Raw genomic sequence first — 20621 nt, 5'->3', positions numbered from 1 at the left:
TAATCGCGCAGCTTCTCGTCATTCGACATCGTCAAGCCTTCCCAGAAGTGCGGAGTCGGTTCGATCGGCGCAAGCCGTCACGCGTTCCCGATTTCCTGGTCGATGAAATCGAACATCTCCTCGTCGGTGGCGGAGGTGAGGTCGAAGCCGTCGTCGACGGCGGTCACCGCCCCGAACCGCTCCGCCAGGACCCGGAGCCGGTCGGCCAGCAGCGCGCGGACCTCCTCGTCCACGGCCGCGTCCGACAGCAGTTCCCGCTCCAGGGCGTCGAAGCGGTGCAGGAGGGGCTGTTCCGGCGCCGCGCTGCCGCCGACCTGCTCGCGCAGGAAGTCGGCGACCGCGTTCGGGCTCGGGTGGTCGAACACCAGCGTGGCCGGCATCCGCAGCCCGGTGGCCTTGGTGAGGCGGTTGCGCAGCTCCACCGCGGTCAGCGAGTCGAACCCGAGCTCCTTGAAGGCCCGGTCCGCCGGGACCGGGTCCGCGCTCGCGAACCCGAGGACCGCGGCGGCCTGCTCCCGGACGAAGGCGACCAGCGTCCGACGCTGCTCGGCCGCGCCCATCCCGGCCACGCGCTGCGCCAGCCCGTCCGTCGCGGTGGCCGCCGCCGCGGCCTGCTTGCGGACGGGTCGCACCAGCCCCCGCAGCAGCGGCGGCAGTTCGCCCTCGGCGGCCGCGGTGCGCAGCGCGGGCAGGTCGAGCTTGACCGCCGCGAGCACCGGCTCCCCGGCGCGGAGCCCGTCGTCGAACAACGCCATGCCCTCCGCCGAGGACAGGCCGCGCACCCCGCCGCCGGCCATCCGGGTGTGCTCGGCCGCCCCGAGGTGCCCGGTCATGGCGCTGGCCTGGCTCCAGAGTCCCCAGTCCAGGGACACCGCGGGCAGCCCCCGCCGCACCCGGAGCTCCGCGAGACCGTCGAGGTAGCCGTTGGCCGCCGCGTAGTTGCCCTGGCCCTTGCCGCCGAACGCCGCGGCGGCCGAGGAGAACAGCACGAACGCGGCCAGGTCGGCGCCTTCGGTGAGCAGGTGCAGGTTCCACGCCGCGTCCACCTTCGGGCGGAACGCGGTGTCGAGCCGTTCGGGCGTCAGCGCGGAGACCACGCCGTCGTCGAGGACGCCCGCGGTGTGCACCACCGCCGTCAGCGGGTGCGCCGCGGGGATCGAGCCCACGACCGCCGCCAAGGCGTCCCGGTCGGCCGCGTCGCAGGCGACGATCCGCACGTCGGCACCGCACTCGCGGAGGCCGGCGGCCAGCTCGTCGGCTCCGGCCGCGTCCGGACCGCTGCGGGAGAGCAGCACCAGGTGGCGCACGCCGTGCTCCGACACCAGGTGGTGGGCGACGAACCCGCCGAGCGTCCCGGTACCGCCGGTGATCAGCGCCGTGCCGTCGGGGTCCAGCGGAGCCGGCACCGCGCGCTCGGCATCGGTCTTCCCCAACCGGGGGACGACCAGCGCCCCGCCGCGGACGGCGACCTGCGGTTCGCCGGTGGCCACCGCCGCGGGCACCAGCGCGCGGGCGCCCGGTGCGTCGTCCACCCCGACCAGCACCGCGCATCCGGGGTTCTCCGCCTGCGCCGACCGCAGCAGCCCCCACACCGCGGCCGCGGCCGGATCGGCGACCGGGTCGGCGGTGAGGACCACCAGCGGCGCGTCGGTCGGGGCGCCGAGGTGCTCCTGCACGCGGGCGAGGGCCTCGGCGGTCAGGTCGCGGACGGCGGCCGGGTCGGCGGCACCGCGCGCCCGCGTCAGGTCCAGCACCGCCTCCTCCGGTGGGGCGGTGGCGGAACCGGGCACGTCCAGCGTCGTCCAGTGCACCCGCAGCAGGCCGTCCCGCGCGGTGCCCGGGGACGCGCTGAGCTTCTCGGTCGACGTGGGCCGCAGCACCAGGGAGTCGAGCACCGCGACGGGGTTGCCCGCGGTGTCGCTCAGCGCCACCGCCACCTCGTCCGGGCCCGACCAGGTGGCGCGGACGCGCAGCGCCCTGGCTCCGGTGGCGTGCAAGGCGAACCCGGTCCAGGCGAAGGGCAGCAGGACCGCACCCGGTTCGGCGGTGGGCGCGGAACCCAGGTTCGTCGCCTGCATGGCGGCGTCGAACAGCGCCGGGTGCAGCCCGAACCCACCGGCATCCACCTCCGCCGGGAGCGACACCTCGGCGAAGACCTCAGCACCCCGCGTCCACGCCCCCGACACGCAGCGGAACGACGGGCCGTACTCGTACCCCGACTCCGCCATCCGCTCGTAGAAGCCCTCCACCGGCACCCGCCGCGCCCCCGCCGGGGGCCACTGCGCGTCCTGCGGGGCCACGTCCGGGAGCCGCGTCGAGAGCGCTCCGCTGGCGTGCCGGACCCAGGACGACGCCGCATCGGTGCGGGAATGCACCCGCACCGCACGCCGCCCCGACTCGTCGGGCGCGGCGACACCGACCTGCACCAGCACGTCACCGCGCTCGGGCAGGACCAGCGGCGACTCGATCACCAGCTCGTCGAGGACGGGGCAATCGACCTCGTCACCGGCCCGCACGGCCAGCTCCACCAGCGCCGTGCCCGGGACCAGCACGGTGCCGAACACCGCGTGGTCGGCCAGCCACGGGTGCGTCCGCAGCGACAGCGTGCTGGTGAACACGACCTCTTCCGACTCCGGCAGGGCGAGGACCCCGCCCAGCAGCGGGTGGTCGACCGGGGCGAGGCCAGAACCGCGCACGTCACCGTCCCGCGCCTTCGGTTCCAGCCAGTAGCGCTGGTGCTGGAAGGCGTAGGTCGGCAGGTCGACCCGCCGGGCGTCCGACGGGAACAGCGGGGTCCAGTCCACCTCGACCCCGCGCACCCACAACTCGGCCAGCGAGGTCGCGAATCGGGTCAGGTCGCCTTCGTCGCGGCGCAGCGTGCCGGTCACCACGGCGGGAACATCCTCGCGCCGTTCCAGGGTGTCCTGGACCGCCATCGTCAGCACCGGGTGCGCGCTGACCTCGACGAACGCCCGATAGCCCGCGTCGAGCAGCGCGTCGGTGGCCTCGGCGAACCGCACCCGCTGCCGCAGGTTCCGATACCAGTAGTCCGCATCCAACACCGTGGTGTCCTCGACCCATGCGCAATCCACGGTGGAGAAGAACGGCACTGCGGCTTGCACCGGGACGACCTCGGCCAGGACCGCGGTGAGCTCGTCGCGGATGCTCTCCACGTGCGCGCTGTGCGAGGCGTAATCCACCGGCACCCGACGCACCCGGACCTCCCGCCGCTCCGCCTCGGCCACCAGCGCCTCGCAGGCCTCGGGATCACCAGCGACGACGACCGACGACGGACCGTTGACCACCGCCACGTCCAGCCCCGGACCGATCAGTTCCGCCACTTCGGACTCGGGTACCGCCAGCGACACCATGCCGCCCCGCCCCGCCAACTCCTCACCGATCAACCGGCTCCGCAGCACCACGATCCGAGCCGCGTCACGCAACGACAGCGCACCCGCCACGTGCGCCGCAGGGATCTCACCCTGCGAATGCCCCACCACCGCATCCGGGACCACACCATGCGACTGCCACAGCCGAGCCAGCGAGACCATCACCGCGAACGACACCGGCTGCACCACATCCACCCGGTCCAGCTCCCGGCCCTCGCGAATCACCTCCAGCAACGACCAATCCACGAACTCGGCCAACACCGCATCGCACTCCGCCATCGCCTCCGCGAACACCCGCGAAGCATCCAGCAACTCGCCCCCCATCCCGACCCACTGCGCACCCTGACCCGGGAACACCAACACGGTCCGACCATCCACACCGGACTCACCGGTGATCGGGCCGGGAGCCCCCGAGGTGATCGCCGCGAGCCCGTCGACGGCGGTGCCGTGGTCGGTGTTCAGGACCACCGCCCGGTGCTGGAGCTTCGCGCGGGACAGCAGCGACCACCCCACGTCGCCGCGCGGCGAATGCGGTGCGACGACTGCGCTGATGCGCTCCGCCTGCGCGCCCAGGGCTTCCGGGGTGTGACCGGACAGCACCCACGGCACCACACCGGCGTCCGCGCGTTCCTCCCTCGGCACCTCCGCCTCGGGAGCCTGTTCCAGGATCACGTGCGCGTTGGTGCCGCTCACCCCGAAGGACGACACCCCCGCCCGGCGCACCCGACCCGTCTCCGGCCACGCCCGCGACTCGGTCAGCACCTCCACCGCACCCGAATCCCAGTCCACCTTGGACGACGGCGCCGACACGTGCAGCGACGCCGGGAGCGTGCCGTGCCGCATGGCGGCGATCACCTTCATCAGCCCGGCCATGCCCGCCGCGGCCTGGGTGTGCCCGATGTTCGACTTCACCGAACCGAGCCGCAACGGCTCGCCGGACTCGCGCCGACCGTAGGTGGCCAGCAGCGCCTCCGCCTCGATCGGGTCGCCCAGCGAGGTTCCCGTGCCGTGCGCCTCCACGTAGTCCACGGCGGACTCGTCGAGCCCGGCGTTGGCCAGCGCGGCCCGGATCACGCGTTCCTGCGACGGGCCGTTCGGCGCCGTCAGGCCGTTGGAGGCACCGTCCTGGTTCACCGCCGACCCCGCCACCACGCCCAGGACGGGGTGGCCGTTGCGCCGGGCGTCGGACAGCCGCTCCAGCAGCACCACGCCCACGCCCTCCGCCATGCCGAACCCGTCGGCGTCATCGGAGAACGCCTTGCACCGCCCGTCGGCGGCCAGCCCGCGCTGCCGGGAGAACCCGATGACGCCGTCGAGGGTCGCCATGGTGGACACCCCGCCCGCGACCGCCAGCGAGCACTCCCCGGTGCGCAGCGACTGGGCCGCGAGGTGCAGGGCGACCAGCGAGGAGGAGCACGCCGTGTCCACCGTCACCGCCGGGCCCTCCAAGCCCAGCGTGTAGGACACCCGGCCGGACAGCACGCTGCCCGCGGTGCCGATGACCAGGTAGCCCCCGTCCGGACCGGTGCTGCCCTCGGCGCCGTAGTCCTGGCCGTGGGTACCGACGAACACCCCGGTCGGCGTGCCGCGCAGCGCGGAGGGGTCCAGGCCGGCCCGCTCGAAGGTCTCCCAGGAGACCTCCAGCAGCAGGCGCTGCTGCGGGTCCATCGCCACCGCTTCGCGGGGGTTGATCCCGAAGAACTCGGCGTCGAAGTCGCCCACGCCGTCGAGGAACCCGCCCCGCCGCACGTAGGTCTTGCCGACGGCGTCGGGGTCGGGGTCGAAGAGGTCGTCGAGGTCCCAGCCCCGGTCGGTCGGGAAGTCGGCGATGGCGTCGCCGCCCGCGAGCACGAAGTCCCACAGCTCGTCCGGCGACGACAGCCCGCCGGGGTAGCGGCAGCCCATCGCCACGATGGCGATCGGGTCGTCGTCGCGCTCGGCGGTGGGCGCCACCGCCGCGGCGGTCCCGGTGGTCCCGGCCGGGACGACGAGCTGCTGCAGCAGGTGGTCGGCCAGCGCCGCGGGACTCGGGTGGTTGAAGATCAACGTCGCCGGGAGCCGCAGCCCCGTGCCCGCGTTGAGCCGGTTGCGCAGCTCGACGGCGGTGAGCGAGTCGAAACCCAGGTCCTTGAACGGGCGGGCCGAGTCGATGCTGTCCGGACCGGCGTGCCCGAGCACGGCGGCGGAGGCGCCGCGCACCAGGTCCAGCAGCACGCGGCGGCGTTCTTCCTCGCCGAGCGCGGCGAGGCGCTGCCCGAGTTCCGGTCCGTCCCCGGCGCCGTCCACCCGGTCGGCGGCGCGACGCACCCGCTGCGGCACCAGGCCGCGCAGCAGCGCGGGGACCTCGCCGCCGCTGCGCACCGCACCGAGGTCCAGCCGGATCGGCACCAGGGCCGGGCGCCGGCTGTGCAACGCGGCGTCGAACAGCGCGAGCCCCTGCGCCGCGGACAGCGGTCGGGTCCCGCCGCGCGCCATGCGCGCCAGGTCGGTGTCGCTGAGCCGGCTGCCCATGCCGTGCTCCTCGCCCCAGAGCCCCCAGGCCAGCGCCACCCCGGGCAGGCCGAGCTCCCCGCGGTGCTGGGCGAAGGCGTCGAGGAACGCGTTGGCCGCCGCGTAGTTGCCCTGACCCGCACCGCCGAACGTCGAGGACGCCGAGGAGAACAGGACGAAGGCGCGCAGGTCGAGGTCCGCGGTCAGCTCGTGCAGGTTCCAGGCACCGTGGACCTTGGTGCGCAGGACCGCGTCCCACTGGTCCGGCCGCAGGTCGGCCACCACGCCGTCGTCGACGACGCCGGCCGCGTGCACGACGCCGACCAGCCGGTCGGCCAGCGGCGCGATGACCTCGGCCAGCGCGTCGCGGTCGGCGACGTCGGCGGCGACCAGCCGCACCGACGCGCCGGTCCCGGCCAGCGCGTCGACCCAGGCACCGCCGGTCCCGGACCGGGACACCAGCACGAGCTCGCGCACCTGGTGCGCGCTCGCCAGGTGGGGGGCCACGAGCCTGCCGATCCCCCCGGTCGCGCCGGTGACCAGGACGGTTCCGCCGCGCAGCGGCGATTCCCCGGGCTCGGCGGGGACTTCGGCGCGCACCAGCCGGGGGACGTGCGCCCGGCCGTCCCGCACGACGACCTCGGGTTCGTCCCCACCGACCGCGAGCCCGGCCCGCACCGCGGCGGTGTCGCGCCGGTCCAGGTCGAGCAGGGTGAACCGGTCCGGGTTCTCCGACTGGAGGGTGCGGACGAGCCCGGCGAGCGGGCGCTGCACCACGTCGGTCCCGTCGATGGCCACGACCAGCCGCGAGGTCGCCGTGGCCGGGTCGGACAGCCACTCCTGGACCGACCGGAGCACGCGCAGGCCGGTCAGCCGCACCCGCTCCGGGAGCGGGCCGTCGGGCTCGGTCTCGGGCGCGTAGACCACCACGGGCGCCACGGGACCCGCCGGGAGCACCGCGTGCGGCGTCGGATCGCCCACCTCGGCGGCGCCCGCGGGGGCGGGCACCGCGTCGACGGCGAACATCAGGCCACCGATGCCGTGGGACGCCTCGCGGAGCCGGTCGACCTCGACCGGGCGCACCACGAGCCCGTCCACGTCGACGACCGGGGCGCCGGTGCCGTCCACGCCGGTGATCGCCACCGAGTCCGGGCCGGTCGCGGTCACGCGGACCCGCAGGGTCCGGGCGCCCGCGGCGTGCCACCGGACACCGGACCACGAGAACGCGAGGCGGGGCTGCTCCGGGTCGGCGAAGAAGCCGGACACGCCCAGCGGGTGCAGGGCGGCGTCGAGCACGGCGGGGTGGACGCCGTAGCCGTCGGCGTCGGGCAGGTCGGCGGCGTCCTCCGGCAGCGCGATCTCGGCGTAGACGCGGCCCTCGTCCACCCACGCCGCGCGCACCGCCCGGAACGACGGCCCGTAGTCAACGGCGAGGCCGGCGTAGAGGTCCGCGACGTCCACGGGACGCGCCCCTGGCGGTGGCCAGGAGGTGATCCCCGGCGCGGCACCTCCCGGAGCGCCGTCCGGGGCCACCGAACCGGAGGCGTGCTCGGTCCAGGTGCCGTCCGCACCGGCCCGGGAGTGCACCCGCACCGCGCGGTAGCCCGCCGGGTCGGGTTCGCCGACGCGGAACTGCAGGTCGACCGCATCGGGGACGAGGATCGGTTTCGCGATCGTCAGCTCGGCCACGACGGGCGCCCCCACGTGGGCACCGACCGCACCGAGGGCGTCCACCAGCGCGGTGCCCGGCAGCAGCACCGCCCCGCCGACGCGGTGGTCGTCCAGCCACGGAAGCGTCCGCGACGACAGCCGACCGGTGAACACCACCTCACCGGAGTCGGGGGCGCTGACCATCGCGCCGAGCAACGGGTGCTCGACGACGTCCAGGCCCGCGGCGGAGACGTCGGCGGGCGCCGCCGCGGTCGATTCCAGCCAGTAGCGCTGGCGCTGGAACGCGTAGGTCGGCAGGTCGACCCGCCGGGCGTCCGCGGGGAACAGCGGTGACCAGTACACCGCCACGCCGCGGACCCAGAGCTCGGCCAACGAGGTGGCGAATCGGGTCAGGTCGCCTTCGTCGCGGCGCAGCGTGCCGGTCACCACCGCCGCAGCGCGGTGAGCGTCCAAGGTCTCCTGGACCGCCATCGTCAGCACCGGATGTGCGCTGACCTCCACGAAAACCCGGAAACCGTCGTCGATCAGCGCGTCGGTGGCCTCGGCGAACCGCACCCGCTGCCGCAGGTTCCGATACCAGTAGCCCGCGTCCAACGTCGCGGTGTCCTCGACCCACGCGCAGTCCACGGTGGAGAAGAACGGCACTTCGCCCGCTGAAGGCGTGATTCCCGCCAGCACCTCGGTGAGCTCGTCGCGGATGCTCTCCACGTGCGCGCTGTGCGAGGCGTAATCCACCGGCACCCGACGCACCCGGATCTCCCGCCGCTCCGCCTCGGCCACCAGATCAGCGCACGCCTCGGGATCACCGGCCACGACCACCGACGACGGCCCGTTGACCACCGCCACATCCAGCCCAGGGCCGATCAGTTCCGCCACTTCGGACTCGGGCACCGCCAGCGATACCATGCCGCCCCGCCCCGCCAATTCCTCACCGATCAACCGGCTCCGCAACACCACCACCCGGGCCGCGTCACGCAGCGACAAGACACCCGCCACGTGCGCCGCCGCGATCTCACCCTGCGAATGCCCCACCACCGCATCCGGGATGATGCCGTGGGACTGCCACAGCCGAGCGAGCGAGACCATCACCGCGAACGACACCGGCTGCACCACGTCCACCCGGTCCAACTCCCGGCCCTCGCGAATCACCTCCAGCAGCGACCAGTCGACGAACTCGGCCAACACCGCATCGCACTCCGCCATCGCCCCCGCGAACACCGGCGAAGCGTCCAGCAACTCCGCACCCATGCCGACCCACTGCGCACCCTGACCCGGGAACACCAACACGGTACGACCATCCACATCGGCCACACCCGACACGGGACCTGGGGTTCCCGAAGCCATGGCGGCGAGACCGTTCGCGGCGCTGTCGCTCGATGCGGACACGACGACCGCGCGGTGGTCCAGCGTCGCGCGGGACAACAAGGACCAGCCGAGGTCGGCGCGATCGAGGTCGGTTGCCCCGACCGCCGCGCTGATCCGCTCGGCTTGGGCGCGCAGCGCCTCCGGGGTGTGACCGGACAGCACCCACGGCACCACACCGGCGTCCGCGCGTTCCTCCCTCGGCACCTCCGCCTCGGGAGCCTGTTCCAGGATCACGTGCGCGTTGGTGCCGCTCACCCCGAAGGACGACACCCCCGCCCGGCGCACCCGACCCGTCTCCGGCCACGCCCGCGACTCGGTCAGCACCTCCACCGCACCCGAATCCCAGTCCACCTTGGACGACGGCGCCGACACGTGCAGCGACGCCGGGAGAACCCCGCGCTGCATCGCCAGCACCATCTTGATCACACCCGCCACACCCGCAGCCGCCTGCGCGTGCCCGATGTTCGACTTCAGCGAGCCCAACCACAACGGCTCGCCCTCGCGGTGCCGACCGTAAGTGCCGAGCAGGGCGCCCGCCTCGATCGGGTCGCCCAACGACGTGCCGGTCCCGTGCGCTTCCACGGCGTCCACATCGGAGGAATCCAGGCCCGCGTTGGCCAGCGCAGCCCGGATGACCCGCTCCTGCGACGGACCGTTCGGCGCCGTCAGACCGTTCGACGCACCATCCTGGTTCACCGCCGAACCCGCCACCACAGCCAACACCCGATGCCCCAACCGCCGGGCGTCGGACAACCGCTCCACCACCAGCACGCCCACGCCCTCGGACCAGCTCGTGCCGTCGGCGTCGTCGGAGAACGCCTTGCACCGGCCGTCAGCGGCCAGCCCGCGCTGCCGGGAGAACTCGACGAAATCGCTGGGGCTGGCCATGATCGCGACGCCACCGGCGAGGGCCAGCGAGCACTCCCCGGTGCGCAGCGACTGGGCGGCGAGGTGCAACGCGACCAGCGACGAGGAGCACGCCGTGTCCACCGTCACCGCCGGACCCTCCAAGCCCAGCGCGTAGGACACCCGCCCCGACGCGACGCTGCCCGCGCGGCCCGTGCTGAGGTAGCCCTGGATCTCCTCCGGCACCTCGGTGAGCCCGGAGGCGTACTCGTGCCGCATCAGCCCGGAGAAGACACCGACATCCTGACCCCGCAACTCCAGCGGATCCAACCCGGCATGCTCCAACGCCTCCCACGACGACTCCAACAGCAACCGCTGCTGCGGATCCATCGCCAACGCCTCACGCGGACTGATCCCGAACAACCCCGCATCGAAATCACCCGCACCATCGAGAAAACCACCACGACGAACGTAGGACTTCCCCACCGCACCAGGATCAGGATCAAAAAGACCCGCCACATCCCAACCACGATCCGACGGAAACTCCCCCACCGCATCACCACCGGACGACACCAGACCCCACAAGTCCTCCGGCGAGGACACCCCACCCGGCAACCGGCACGCCATCCCCACGATCGCGATCGGCTCGTCCGCGGCGGGTGCCACCGCGGCGCGGACGTCCGCGTCCTCCCCCGAGGTGCCGAACAGCAGCGTCGCCAGCCGTTCGGCGAGGGCGGCGGGCGTGGGGTGGTCGAACGCGGTGGCGGCGGGCAGGCGCAGTCCGGTCTCGGCGCTGAGCTCGTTGCGCAGTCGCACCGCCATGAGGGAGGTGAACCCGAGTTCCTTGAAGGCGACGTGCGGGCGGATCGCCGCGGGGTCCGCGTCGAGCGCGGTCGCCACCGCCGACCGCACCAGGTCGAGCAGCGCGCGGTGCCGCGCGGCGTCCGGCCGGGCGCGCAGGCGCTCGCGGAGCCGGTCGGCCTTCGCGTCGTCGGCCTCCTGGGCGCCGCCGACCGCCACGTCGAACAGGCCGGTCAGCACCGACGGCGGGGTGGAGCGCAGCGTTTCCGGGGTCGGCTTCGCCGCGAGGACCGCGGCCTCCGGCTGGTTCAGGGCCGCGTCGAACATCGCGCGGCCGTCGCGGACCGGCAGCGCGGACAGGCCCGGCATGTCGCGGTCCCCGCCGAGGTCCCAGCCGAACGCGAGCGCGGGCAGGCCGAGCCCCCGCCTGCGGCGCGCGAGCTCCGCCAACGACGCGCGGACCGCCGCCTGGTGCCGGTCCCCGGCGAGGCCCGGCGCCGCGACCGGGGTGAGCAGGACGAAAGCGCGGAGGTCGGCGTCTTCCACCAGCTCGGCGAGGTGGTGGGCACCGGCGACGACGGCCCCCCGGTCCAGGCCGTCCCGGCCGGGGGTGTGCACGACGGCGGTGAGCGGCGGGGTGCGGCCGTCGAGCACGGTGGCGAGCGCCTCGCGGTCGGCCGTGTCGCAGGCCGCCAGCGCCACCTCGGCGCCGGACTCGGCGAGGTCGGCGGCCAGCTCCCGCGCGGCGCTGTCCTCGGCCCCCCGCCGGCTGACCAGCAGCACGTGGCGGGCCCGGTGCCCGGCGACCAGGTGGTGCGCGATCGCCGCGGCTTCGGCGCCGTCGGCACCGGTGATCAGCACCGTGCCCGCCGGGTCGAGGGAGTCCGCGGCCCCCGCCTCGGGCACCGCCACGCGGACCAGCCGGGGGACCAGGGCGACGCCCCCGCGCACCGCGGCGCAGTCCTGCCCGGACGCCACGGCGGAGGCGAGCAGGGGCGCGGGCACGTCCTCGGCGGCGTCGAGGTCGACGAGGACCACCCGGCCCGGGTGCTCCTGCTGCACCTCGGCCACGCGCACCCACGCCGGGTGCTCGGGCGCGTCGTCGTCCACCCCGCCGACGGCGACCGCCCGGTGGGTGACGACCACGACCCGCGCGGCTCCGGTCCGCTCGTCCGAGCACCACGCCCGGAGCCCGTCCACCAGCTCGTCCACTTCGGCAGGGCCCGGCTCGACGACGAGCGCCGGTCCGAGCGCGCCGGCCGCCACCGCCTCGCGGGCGGCGGCGAGATCGGCCCACCGGTGCGCCGGTTCCCCGGGCAGCGCCGCGGTGCCCGCACCGACCGCGGCCCACGGCACGGCGGCGACCGGGGTGGCCGTCACGGACGGCAGCGGGGTCCACTCGACCCGCAGCAGGTCCTCGTAGTGCGTGCTGCCGGCCATCCGCAGCCGACCGGGCTGTTCGAGCAGCACGTGCCGGGTGATCTTGCCCGAGGCGGTGCGCGGCACCCGGTCGATCTCGTAGAACTCCTCCGGCACCTTGAAGTAGGACAGGCGACGGCGGCACTCGTCGAGCAGCCGCCGCGGGTCCACGCCCTCCGGGCCGGGGACCAGGTACGCCACCGGCACCTCACCGAGCAGCTCGTGCGGCTTGCCCGCGACCGCGACGTCGGCGACGCCGGGGACGCCGCGCAGCACCTCCTCGACCTCGCCGGGGTGGATGTTCTCCCCGCCGCGGATGATGAGCTCCTTGATCCGCCCGGTGATGGTGAAGAAGCCCGCCTCGTCGCGGCGCGCCAGGTCGCCGGTGCGGTACCAGCCGTCGCGCAGCACCGACTCGGTGACGTCCGGGCGGTTGTGGTAGCCGACCATCACGCTCGGCCCGCTGACCCACACCTCGCCTTCCCGGCCGTGCGGCACGTCCAAGCCGGTGTCGGGGTCGACCACCCGCACGTTGACCCCGGGCACCGGGAGCCCGCAGGAGCCCTCGACCCGGGCGCCGTGCGGCCAGTTGATGGTGATCGACCCGCAGGTCTCGGTGCTGCCGTAGGCGTCGACCAGCGGCGCGCCGAAGGCCTCCTCGAAGGAATTGCGCAGCGCCGCCGTGGTGACCGCGCCGCCCACCAGGCACATCCGCAGCGCGGGGGCCTGGAAGCCGTCCCGCCGGGCCGCCTGCACCAGGTAGTGGTACATCGTCGGCACCCCGGCCAGGAACGTCGACCGCTCCTCGCGCAGCGCGGAGAGGATCTCCTCCGGCGCGAACCCGTCGACGATGCGCGCGGTGGCGCCGACCGCGTTGACGGCGAGCACGCAGGCGATGTGGGAGAGGCTGTGGAACAGCGGCAGCGGCCACAGCACCCGGTCGTCGGCGGAGAGCTCCGGCACCGGCACGTAGCAGGCCGCCACCGACCACAGGCAGTTGCGCTGGGTGGAGAGCACGCCCTTGGGCTTGCCGGTGGTGCCCGAGGTGTAGAGCATCCACGCGAGGTCGCCGAGGCCGAGGTCGTCGCGCGCGGGTTCCGGCGGTTCGGAGGTCGCGAGGGCCTCGAAGGACGCGGTGCCCGCGGGTGCGTCGAAGGGCCGGTCCTGGTCGACGACCACCAGCCGGACGTCGTCCCGGTCGCCGACCGCGCGGCGCACCTGGTCCACCCGGCCGGCGTCGGTGAACACCACGCGGGCGCCGCTGTCGGCGAGGAAGAAGGCCAGCTCCTCATCGGAGGCGCGCGGGTTCAGCGGCACCCCGATGGCGCTCGCCCGCGCGACGGCGAGGTAGCTCTCCACCACCTCGACGCGGTTGCCGAGGAAGATCGCGGCGCGATCGCCCGGCTGCAGCCGCAACCGCGCCAGGTGCCCGGCCAGCCTCCCGGTCCGCCGCGCCAGCTCGGCGTAGCCCACGCTCCGCCGCGCATCGCGGAAGGCGACCTTGTCCCCGAATCGATCGGCGTTGTCCCGGATCATCTCGGGCAACGGCCGGATCAGTTCGGTTCGCAGCATGTTCCACCACATCCTCGGTCAGCACACCGGACGCGGGGAGGCCATCCGGGACCCGTCCATCGTTCGCCGGTCGGGATTTCCGGCGCGCGAGCGCGGCAACGCGCCGCCCGGTCGCCCATGACCCACCCCAGTGCACCGATTCCTATCGCACGGGGACCGCCGCGCAGCCCCCTGCACACCCCCCTAGGACGTCCCTAACTTCGGACTGCTGCGGCGTTCTCGCCGGTTGCGCGTGGCGCGCAGGCGCTCGGCGGAACTAGTGTCGGATGGGCGCGGGCCCCGATGTCCCGCCGGGCGATCCCGCCCGGCCGCGTCCCGCGCTCCCCCCGTCCGTTCGCCCATTCGCCGAGGTGCTTTGCGTTGACGCGTGACTGGTCACTCCTACTCGTGCAGACGTCCCCGAATCCCGAAGCGACGGCGGGCGAACCGCTCGCCGCGCTGCGCACCCTCGCGGCCCTGCTGCGCGCCGAAGATCCGGACGGCCGGTGGTTCTTCGAGCGCCAGGACCACCCCGAGCCGATCCTGGCGGTGTGGTCGCACACCACCCCGACGGCGCGGGACACCGCCGCGCGCGAGACCGCGGCGGCGCACCCCGGGGTGCACCTCGCCCCGCGCCCGTGCGAGGCGGATCCGGCGGCGCTGTCGGGCACCGCGCTCGCCCTCGCCGCGCTCGGCAGCGAACTCGCCCTGGAGCTGCTGCGCGACGGCGAGCTGTCCCCCGCCCGCCAGCTCCCGTTCACCGCGCTGCACCTGGACCGGCTCAGCGACCACGTCGCCGCCGGGCAGCGCTCGGCGTTCCTGTTCCAGTGCTGGCAGAGCTGGGCCGCCCCGCTCTCCCCCGGCGAACGGGTGGAGCTCGGCGCGCACGCCGACCGGCAGGTCGACGAGGTGCTGGAGGCGGTCCCCGACCAGGGCGACGAGGCGGGCACGGCGTGGCGCCGGTACGCCGAGGCGGTGGAGGAGCTCGCCGCGACCGCGGCCGAGGGCACCACGCCCTGGAACTACCTGCTGTTCGACCACGCCCACCGCACCCATCACCGGATGGGGATCGGCGGACCGGTCCAGGCGCTGACCGCGCGGCTGCTGCGCACCGCGCACCGCACCGGTCGCGGCGTGCGGACCGCGGAACCGGCGTTGGCCCACGCCGGGGGGAGCCGGCCGTGACGGCGGAGCTGGCCGGGACGGCCACCAAGGTTCGGGTCGACCTGGGCGAACGCGGTTACGACGTGCACGTGGGACCCGGTGTGCGGCGATTGCTGCCCGAGCTGGTCGCGGGCCTGGGCGCGGGCAAGGCCGCGGTGGTCACCGCCCGGCCGCCCGAAGTCCTGCCGGACCTCGGCGTGCCGACCCTGGTGCTGACCGCCCGCGACGGCGAGCACGGCAAGACCTTGTCCACAGTGGAGTCCCTGTGCCGCCGGTTCGCCGAGTTCGGCCTGACCCGGTCGGACGTGGTGATCTCCTGCGGTGGCGGCACGGTCACCGACTCCGCCGGCCTGGCCGCCGCGCTGTTCCACCGCGGCGTGCCCGTCATCCACCTGCCGAGCTCGCTGCTCGCCCAGGTGGACGCCAGCGTCGGCGGCAAGACCGCGGTCAACCTGCCCGAGGGCAAGAACCTCGTCGGCGCCTACTGGCAGCCGAAGGCCGTGCTGTGCGACACCGACCTGCTGGCGACCCTGCCCGAGCGGGAGCGGATCAACGGCTGCGGCGAGATCGCCCGCTGCCACTTCATCGGGGCCGGGGACCTGCGCGGCCGGTCGCTGCCCGAGCAGATCGCCGCCAGCGTGGCGCTGAAGGCCTCGGTGGTGGCCGCCGACGAGCGCGACACCGGACGCAGGCACCTGCTCAACTACGGCCACACCCTCGGCCACGCCCTCGAACGGGCCACGGACTACGCGCTGCGCCACGGCGAAGCCGTCGCCATCGGCACCGCCTTCGCCGGTCGCCTGGCCGCGGAGCTGGGCCGCATCGACCAGCGGCGCGCCGCCGAGCACGAGGAGGTCGTGCGGCACTACGGGCTGCCGTGGCGGCTGCCCGCCGAGGTGCGCACCGATCGCCTGCTGGAACTGATGCGGCTGGACAAGAAGGCCACCTCGGGCCTGGCGTTCGTCCTGGACGGACCGGACGGGCCGGACCTGGTGCAGGACGTGCCCGAGCCGGTCGTCACCGGGGTGCTGGCGGCGATGCCGCGCGGCTGACCGGCAACGGCCCCGGACCGAGCGGTCCGGGGCCGTTGTCGCGTCCGGTCAGCGCGGCGGCGCCACCAGCGCCAGCAACTCGTCCGGGACGCCCAGCACGGCGTCCGGCTCCGCGCCCAGCAGCGCCGCCACGTCGGCCTCGGCCCACGTCGCCGCGATGCCCCGGACCCCCGCCTCGCGGGCGGCGACGAGGTCGGTGACGGCGTCACCGACCATCACCGCGCGGTGCGCCGGGGTGTCGAGCAGCTCCAGCGCCCGCAGCACGATGTCCGGGGCCGGCTTCGCCCTGGCCACCTCGTCGGAGCCGATGACGTGCTCGAAGTACCCCAGCACGCCCAGCCCGTCGAGCAACGAGCGCGCCCGCGGGCCGCTCTTGCCGGTGGCCACGGCCATCCGGACGCCGCGACCGCGCAGGTCCGACAGCAGCTCCCGGACCCCGTCGAACAGGCGCACCCGGTCGGCGAGCCGGTAGCTCTCCCGGACGAACGGCTCCTCCAGCTCCAGGGGCAGGTCCATGATCCGCATGATGTCCGGGAAGTACCGGCCCAGGTGCTTGCGGTACTCGTCGAACGGGGCCGCCCCCTCCCCGACGACCTCGGCGTAGGCGCGGGCGAACGCCTGCTGCATCACCCCGAAGCTGTCCACCAGCACGCCGTCGAGGTCGAACACCACGGCCGCGATGCCCTCTTCGGCCGCCAGCGGCCGCTGTCGTTGGATCGTCGTGTTGCTGTCCACCCACGTCTCCTCTCGGCACGTCCTGGGTTCAACGGCGGGTCCGGGCGGCGGAGGCGTAGACCCGTTCGATCACGCCGATCGTGCGGGTGGCGTCCGCGACGGCCCGCCCGCGCGCCGCCGGATCGGCCAGCAGCGCGGCCAGCTCGTCGAGCTGGCGGTGGTACTCGGCACCGATCTCCTCGTCCGGCACCGCGACGGCCTCCGGCTCGCCGTCGCGGGTCAGGGTCAGCACCGGCCCGCCGTCGCGGTTCGGGCTGAACCCGAAGGTGCAGCGCAGCTCGGCGGTCCCGGCGCTGCCCTCGATGCGGATCGCGGTGACGTCGCGGGGCTCGTGGGAGGCCCAGCTCGCGCGCAGCGACGCGCTCACCCCGTTCCCGGTGACCAGGAAGGCCCGGGCGGTGTCCTCGACGTCACCGCCGGCGGCCGTCGGCGCCTCCTTCCGCCAGACCGCCCGCCACGCCCCGTCGTGCAGGAAGTCGTCGGTCACCGAACCGACGACCTGGTCGACCGCCACCGGACCGAGCAGGTCGGTGAGCACGTCCAGCAGGTGCCAGCCCAGGTCGACCAAGGCGCCACCACCCGACTTCGCCCGGTCGGTGAACCACCCTCCCGCGCTGGGGATCCCGCGCGAGCGCACCCAGGACACGTCGACGTGCCGGACGGTGCCGATCTTGGCGGCGAGCTCGGCCAGCGCGCGCACGTCGGCCCGGCAGCGGGCCGCGCTGCCCGCCAGCAGCACCGCACCACCGGACCGCTCCGCCTCGGCGAGGCGGGCCGCCTCCGCGGAGTCCAGGCACACCGGCTTCTCCAGGAACACCGGCACGCCCCGTTCCAGCAGCGCGCAGGCGACCGCGCAGTGCAGGTGGTTGGGCACCGCGACGACCGCCAGGTCGATCTCCTCGGGCCGCACCTGGTCCACCGACGCCAGCAGCGCCGGGCCGGGGTGCTCGCGCGCCGCGGTGGCCCGGACGGCCGGGTCCGGGTCGACGGCCGCCGCCGCGGCGAACGCCGGGTGCCGCTCCAGCCGGGGCAGCCAGATCGACCGCGCCGCCCAGCCCAGCCCCACCACGGCGGTGCGGATCGGCCCGCCGTCCGCCGGTGCGGTGGCGCCGAGGCCGCTCACCTGCTCTCCACGGTGTCCGCGACGACCTCGGCGAGCTCGTGCATCTGCTGCTCGGTGCCGAGCAGGGTGCGGTGGTGCAACCAGATGCAGTCCTGGTTGATGGCCTCGGTGTTCGGGCACCGGCGCGCGATGTCCTCGACCGACTCCGCGGGCGCGGCGGTCTCCCAGAAGCCGTCGCAGCGGTAGATCGCCCGGAACGCCGCGAAGGCGGGCACGCCGCGCTCGACCAGCGTGTCGACCAGCTCGTTGCGCCGCTGCTCGCTGATGCCGGGGATGCGGAACATCGCCATGTAGTGCGGGTTGCGGTCGCAGCGCTTGTCCCGGCCCTGCGGCACGACGCCGGGGATCTCGGCGAGCAGGTTGGCCAGCAGCGGCCAGCGCTGCTCCCGGGTCTCGATCTGCTCCTCCAGCCGGGAGAGCTGGGCGCGCAGCACGCTCGCCGAGAACTCGTTGAGCCGGAAGTTCGACCCGGAGGTCTTGTGGAAGTAGCGGCGATCGGTCGGCGGGCGCCCGCAGCTGTGCCGCAGGAAGGCGGTCTCGTGCAGCTCGGCGTTCGGGAACAGCACCGCGCCGCCCTCCCCCGCCGTCATCAGCTTGCCGTTCTGGAAGCTGAACGCGGCCACCGACCCGAGCTCGCCGACGCGCTTGCCCATCCACTGCGCGCCGTGCGAGTGCGCGGCGTCCTGGACGATCGCGATCCCCGCGTCGTCGGCGAGCTTCTGCAGGCCGGTCATGTTGGCGAAGTGGCCGGCCATGTGCACCGGCATGATCGCCTTGGTGCGGTCGGTGATCGCGCGCTCGGTGGCGGCGACGTCGATGCAGTAGGTCTCGGGGTCCACGTCGACGGGGACCGCGACGGCACCGAGCCGCTGCGCCGCCTGGGACGAGGAGATGAAGGTGAAGGCCGGGACGATCACCTCGCTGCCGGGGCCGACCCCGAGCACCTGCAGCGCCAGCTCGAGGGCGTGCGTGCCGTTGGTGACCGCCAAGGCGTGCTCGGCACCGTGGTGCTCGGCGAACTCGCGCTCGAAGGCGTCGACCTCACCACCGCCCATGCGCCACCACTGGCCTTGGTCCAAGGCCCGGATCAGGCCGGTGCGCTCGGCCTCGCCGTGCTGGGGCCACACCGGGAATTCGGATTCCATCCGTGCACCGCTCATGATTCTCCACTCGATTCTCAAGACGCCGGCGACAGGAGCGCGATCGCGCTGCGGCGATTCGCGCGGAGACGAACACGTCCGCCGAAGGCACCGCCGTTGTCCACTGAGGACGGAAGCGCCACGGGCGGACCGCGCTGTCCCCAGGTTCCAGGATTCCCCACCATTCCGGGGGATCGGCGGCACGTGTCCGCGAACGCCGTGGACGCTACCGCAGCTCGCGGGGCCCGTCATGTCCCCTAGCGCCCCCCTAGGACCCCCCTGGTTCCGGCGATCGCCGCCGACGTCGGTCCGCGTCCGGAAATCCGGTGCTATAACGAGATCGCCCGGACGATCGCATTCTTCCGCGATTCCGGCAGCGCCCGTGACGAATCGAGCACCGAGGTGACCGTTGCGCGAACTGCTCCTGCTGAACGGACCGAACCTGGGAATCCTGGGAAAGCGAGAACCGGAGGTGTACGGCACCGAAACGCTGGCCGATGTCGAGGCGTCGGTGGCCGCGGAGATCTCCCCGCGGGGCTGGCGCGTCCGCGCCGTCCAGGACGACTGCGAAGGCGCGCTCGTGCGCACCCTCCACGACAGCTACGACACCGTCGGGGCGATCGTGAACCCGGGCGCGCTGATGATCGCGGGCTGGAGCCTGCGCGACGCGCTGGCGAACTACCCGAACCCGTGGATCGAGGTGCACCTGTCGAACGTGTGGGCGCGGGAGAGCTTCCGGCACGAGTCGGTCATCGCCCCGCTGGCGAGCGGTCTGATCGCCGGTCTGGGGGCCACCGGCTACCGGCTCGCCGCCCGGGCGCTGCTGGGCCTGGTCGACGGTTGAGCCACCGCGGCACCCCGCGCGGTCCCGCGGGCGGCTCGCCGCGGGTGCTCGGCGGTTCCGCGAGCACGGCGGCGAGGGGATCCGCCGGGCGGGTTCCGCGCGCGTGAGGGTGGGCGTGCGCGCGACCGCAGCCGCGCGCACGCCCCCGTCAGCCCTGCCGGGCCAGCAGCACGGCGCCGTGCAGGGAGGACAACCCGCCCAGGCCGGCGGCGCCCACCCGCGGCACCGGTTGGCCCGGTCGGGCCAGCTCGGCGACGCACTCGGCCACCACGTCGGCGAACCCCGGCAGTCCGGCGGCGAACCCGCCGCCCACCAGGACGAGCTCGGGGTGCAGCAGCTCGGCGGTGCCGATCGCGACGGTGGCCAGCGCGGTGCAGCTCCGCCGCACCGCGGTCACCGCCCACTCCTGCCCGGACCGCCACGCCGCGCGCAGCTCCTCGTACCCGGTCTCGCCGCCGCGCAGCTCTCCGGCGTAGCGCAGGGTGGCCGGACCGGAGGCCAGCGCCTGCAGGCAGCCGCGCCGGCCGCAGTCGCACCGCGGGCCCGCGGGATCGGCGATCACGTGCCCGATCTCGCAGGAACCGCGGCGCGGGCCGGGCAGCGGACGGCCGTCGAGGACGGCACCACCGCCGATCCCGGTGCCGACGCCGAAGTACAGCACGTCGGTGCTCCCGGCGTGGTCGGCTTCCGCCAGCGCCGCTAGGTCCCCGTCGTCGGCGGTGCGCACCGGCACGTCCGGGAACAGCTCGCCGAGCGCGCCGTGCCAGTCGAGGCCGACCCAGCCGGGCCGGTTCGGCCAGCTCGTGACCCGGCCGGCCCCGTCCACCGTGGCCGGTAGCGCGATCCCGACCCCGCCGGGCGGGCCGGCCGCCGCCCGGGCCGCGAGCGCGCCCGCGCGCAGGACGGCCAGATCGCGCCGCACGTCACCGGAGTCCGACCAGCGCACCGCCGACTCGTACGGCGCGCGACCGTCCGCCGCGCGGAAGGCGACCTTGGTCCCGCCGATGTCGATTCCCAGCAAGCCCATGCGCC

General features: G+C 74.6%; 8 protein-coding genes. 3 read left to right on the top strand and 5 right to left on the bottom strand.

Going from position 1 to position 20621, the window contains the following annotated elements:
• Window positions 1–77 precede the first annotated feature (77 nt).
• Window positions 78–13553, bottom strand: coding sequence for an SDR family NAD(P)-dependent oxidoreductase (locus tag ABD976_RS15845; RefSeq protein ID WP_345363754.1), 13476 nt, complete (start codon window positions 13551–13553; stop codon window positions 78–80).
• Between the two features lie 387 nt (window positions 13554–13940).
• On the opposite strand from ABD976_RS15845, the gene ABD976_RS15840 reads away from it, so the two are divergent.
• Window positions 13941–14717, top strand: a complete 777-nt coding sequence (locus ABD976_RS15840; protein WP_345363752.1) for a hypothetical protein — start codon at window positions 13941–13943, stop codon at window positions 14715–14717.
• Entirely contained in the window at window positions 14714–15748 is a 1035-nt protein-coding gene (locus ABD976_RS15835; RefSeq protein ID WP_345363750.1) for a 3-dehydroquinate synthase family protein, read from the top strand. The genes ABD976_RS15840 and ABD976_RS15835 overlap by 4 nt, the downstream gene beginning before the upstream one ends.
• Window positions 15749–15796: 48 nt before the next feature.
• Here the strand turns inward: ABD976_RS15835 and ABD976_RS15830 are convergent, their stop codons facing one another.
• The 3 genes from ABD976_RS15830 to ABD976_RS15820 are packed head-to-tail and all read right to left on the bottom strand — an operon-like array spanning window position 15797 to window position 18766.
• Window positions 15797–16483 (bottom strand): HAD-IA family hydrolase, encoded by a 687-nt coding sequence (locus ABD976_RS15830; RefSeq protein WP_345363748.1) that lies wholly within the window; start codon window positions 16481–16483, stop codon window positions 15797–15799.
• 28 nt (window positions 16484–16511) lie between these two features.
• Window positions 16512–17606, bottom strand: a complete 1095-nt coding sequence (locus tag ABD976_RS15825; protein ID WP_345363746.1) for a Gfo/Idh/MocA family protein — start codon at window positions 17604–17606, stop codon at window positions 16512–16514.
• Window positions 17603–18766, bottom strand: a complete 1164-nt coding sequence (locus tag ABD976_RS15820) for a DegT/DnrJ/EryC1/StrS family aminotransferase (RefSeq protein ID WP_345363744.1) — start codon at window positions 18764–18766, stop codon at window positions 17603–17605. Before ABD976_RS15820 ends, ABD976_RS15825 begins: the two co-directional genes overlap by 4 nt.
• A 388-nt stretch (window positions 18767–19154) precedes the next feature.
• Between ABD976_RS15820 and ABD976_RS15815 the strand changes: the two genes are divergently transcribed.
• Complete coding sequence (locus tag ABD976_RS15815; RefSeq protein WP_345363742.1) at window positions 19155–19589, top strand: type II 3-dehydroquinate dehydratase; 435 nt, start codon at window positions 19155–19157, stop codon at window positions 19587–19589.
• A 148-nt stretch (window positions 19590–19737) separates the two neighbouring features.
• Here ABD976_RS15815 and ABD976_RS15810 read toward each other — a convergent pair whose 3' ends face one another.
• Complete coding sequence (locus ABD976_RS15810) at window positions 19738–20616, bottom strand: ROK family protein (protein WP_345363740.1); 879 nt, start codon at window positions 20614–20616, stop codon at window positions 19738–19740.
• Window positions 20617–20621: the final 5 nt, after the last annotated feature.

Origin of the sequence: Saccharopolyspora cebuensis, assembly GCF_039542665.1 — a bacterium.
Lineage (GTDB): Bacteria > Actinomycetota > Actinomycetes > Mycobacteriales > Pseudonocardiaceae > Saccharopolyspora > Saccharopolyspora cebuensis.
This window is presented reverse-complemented; position numbering and strand designations above follow the sequence as displayed.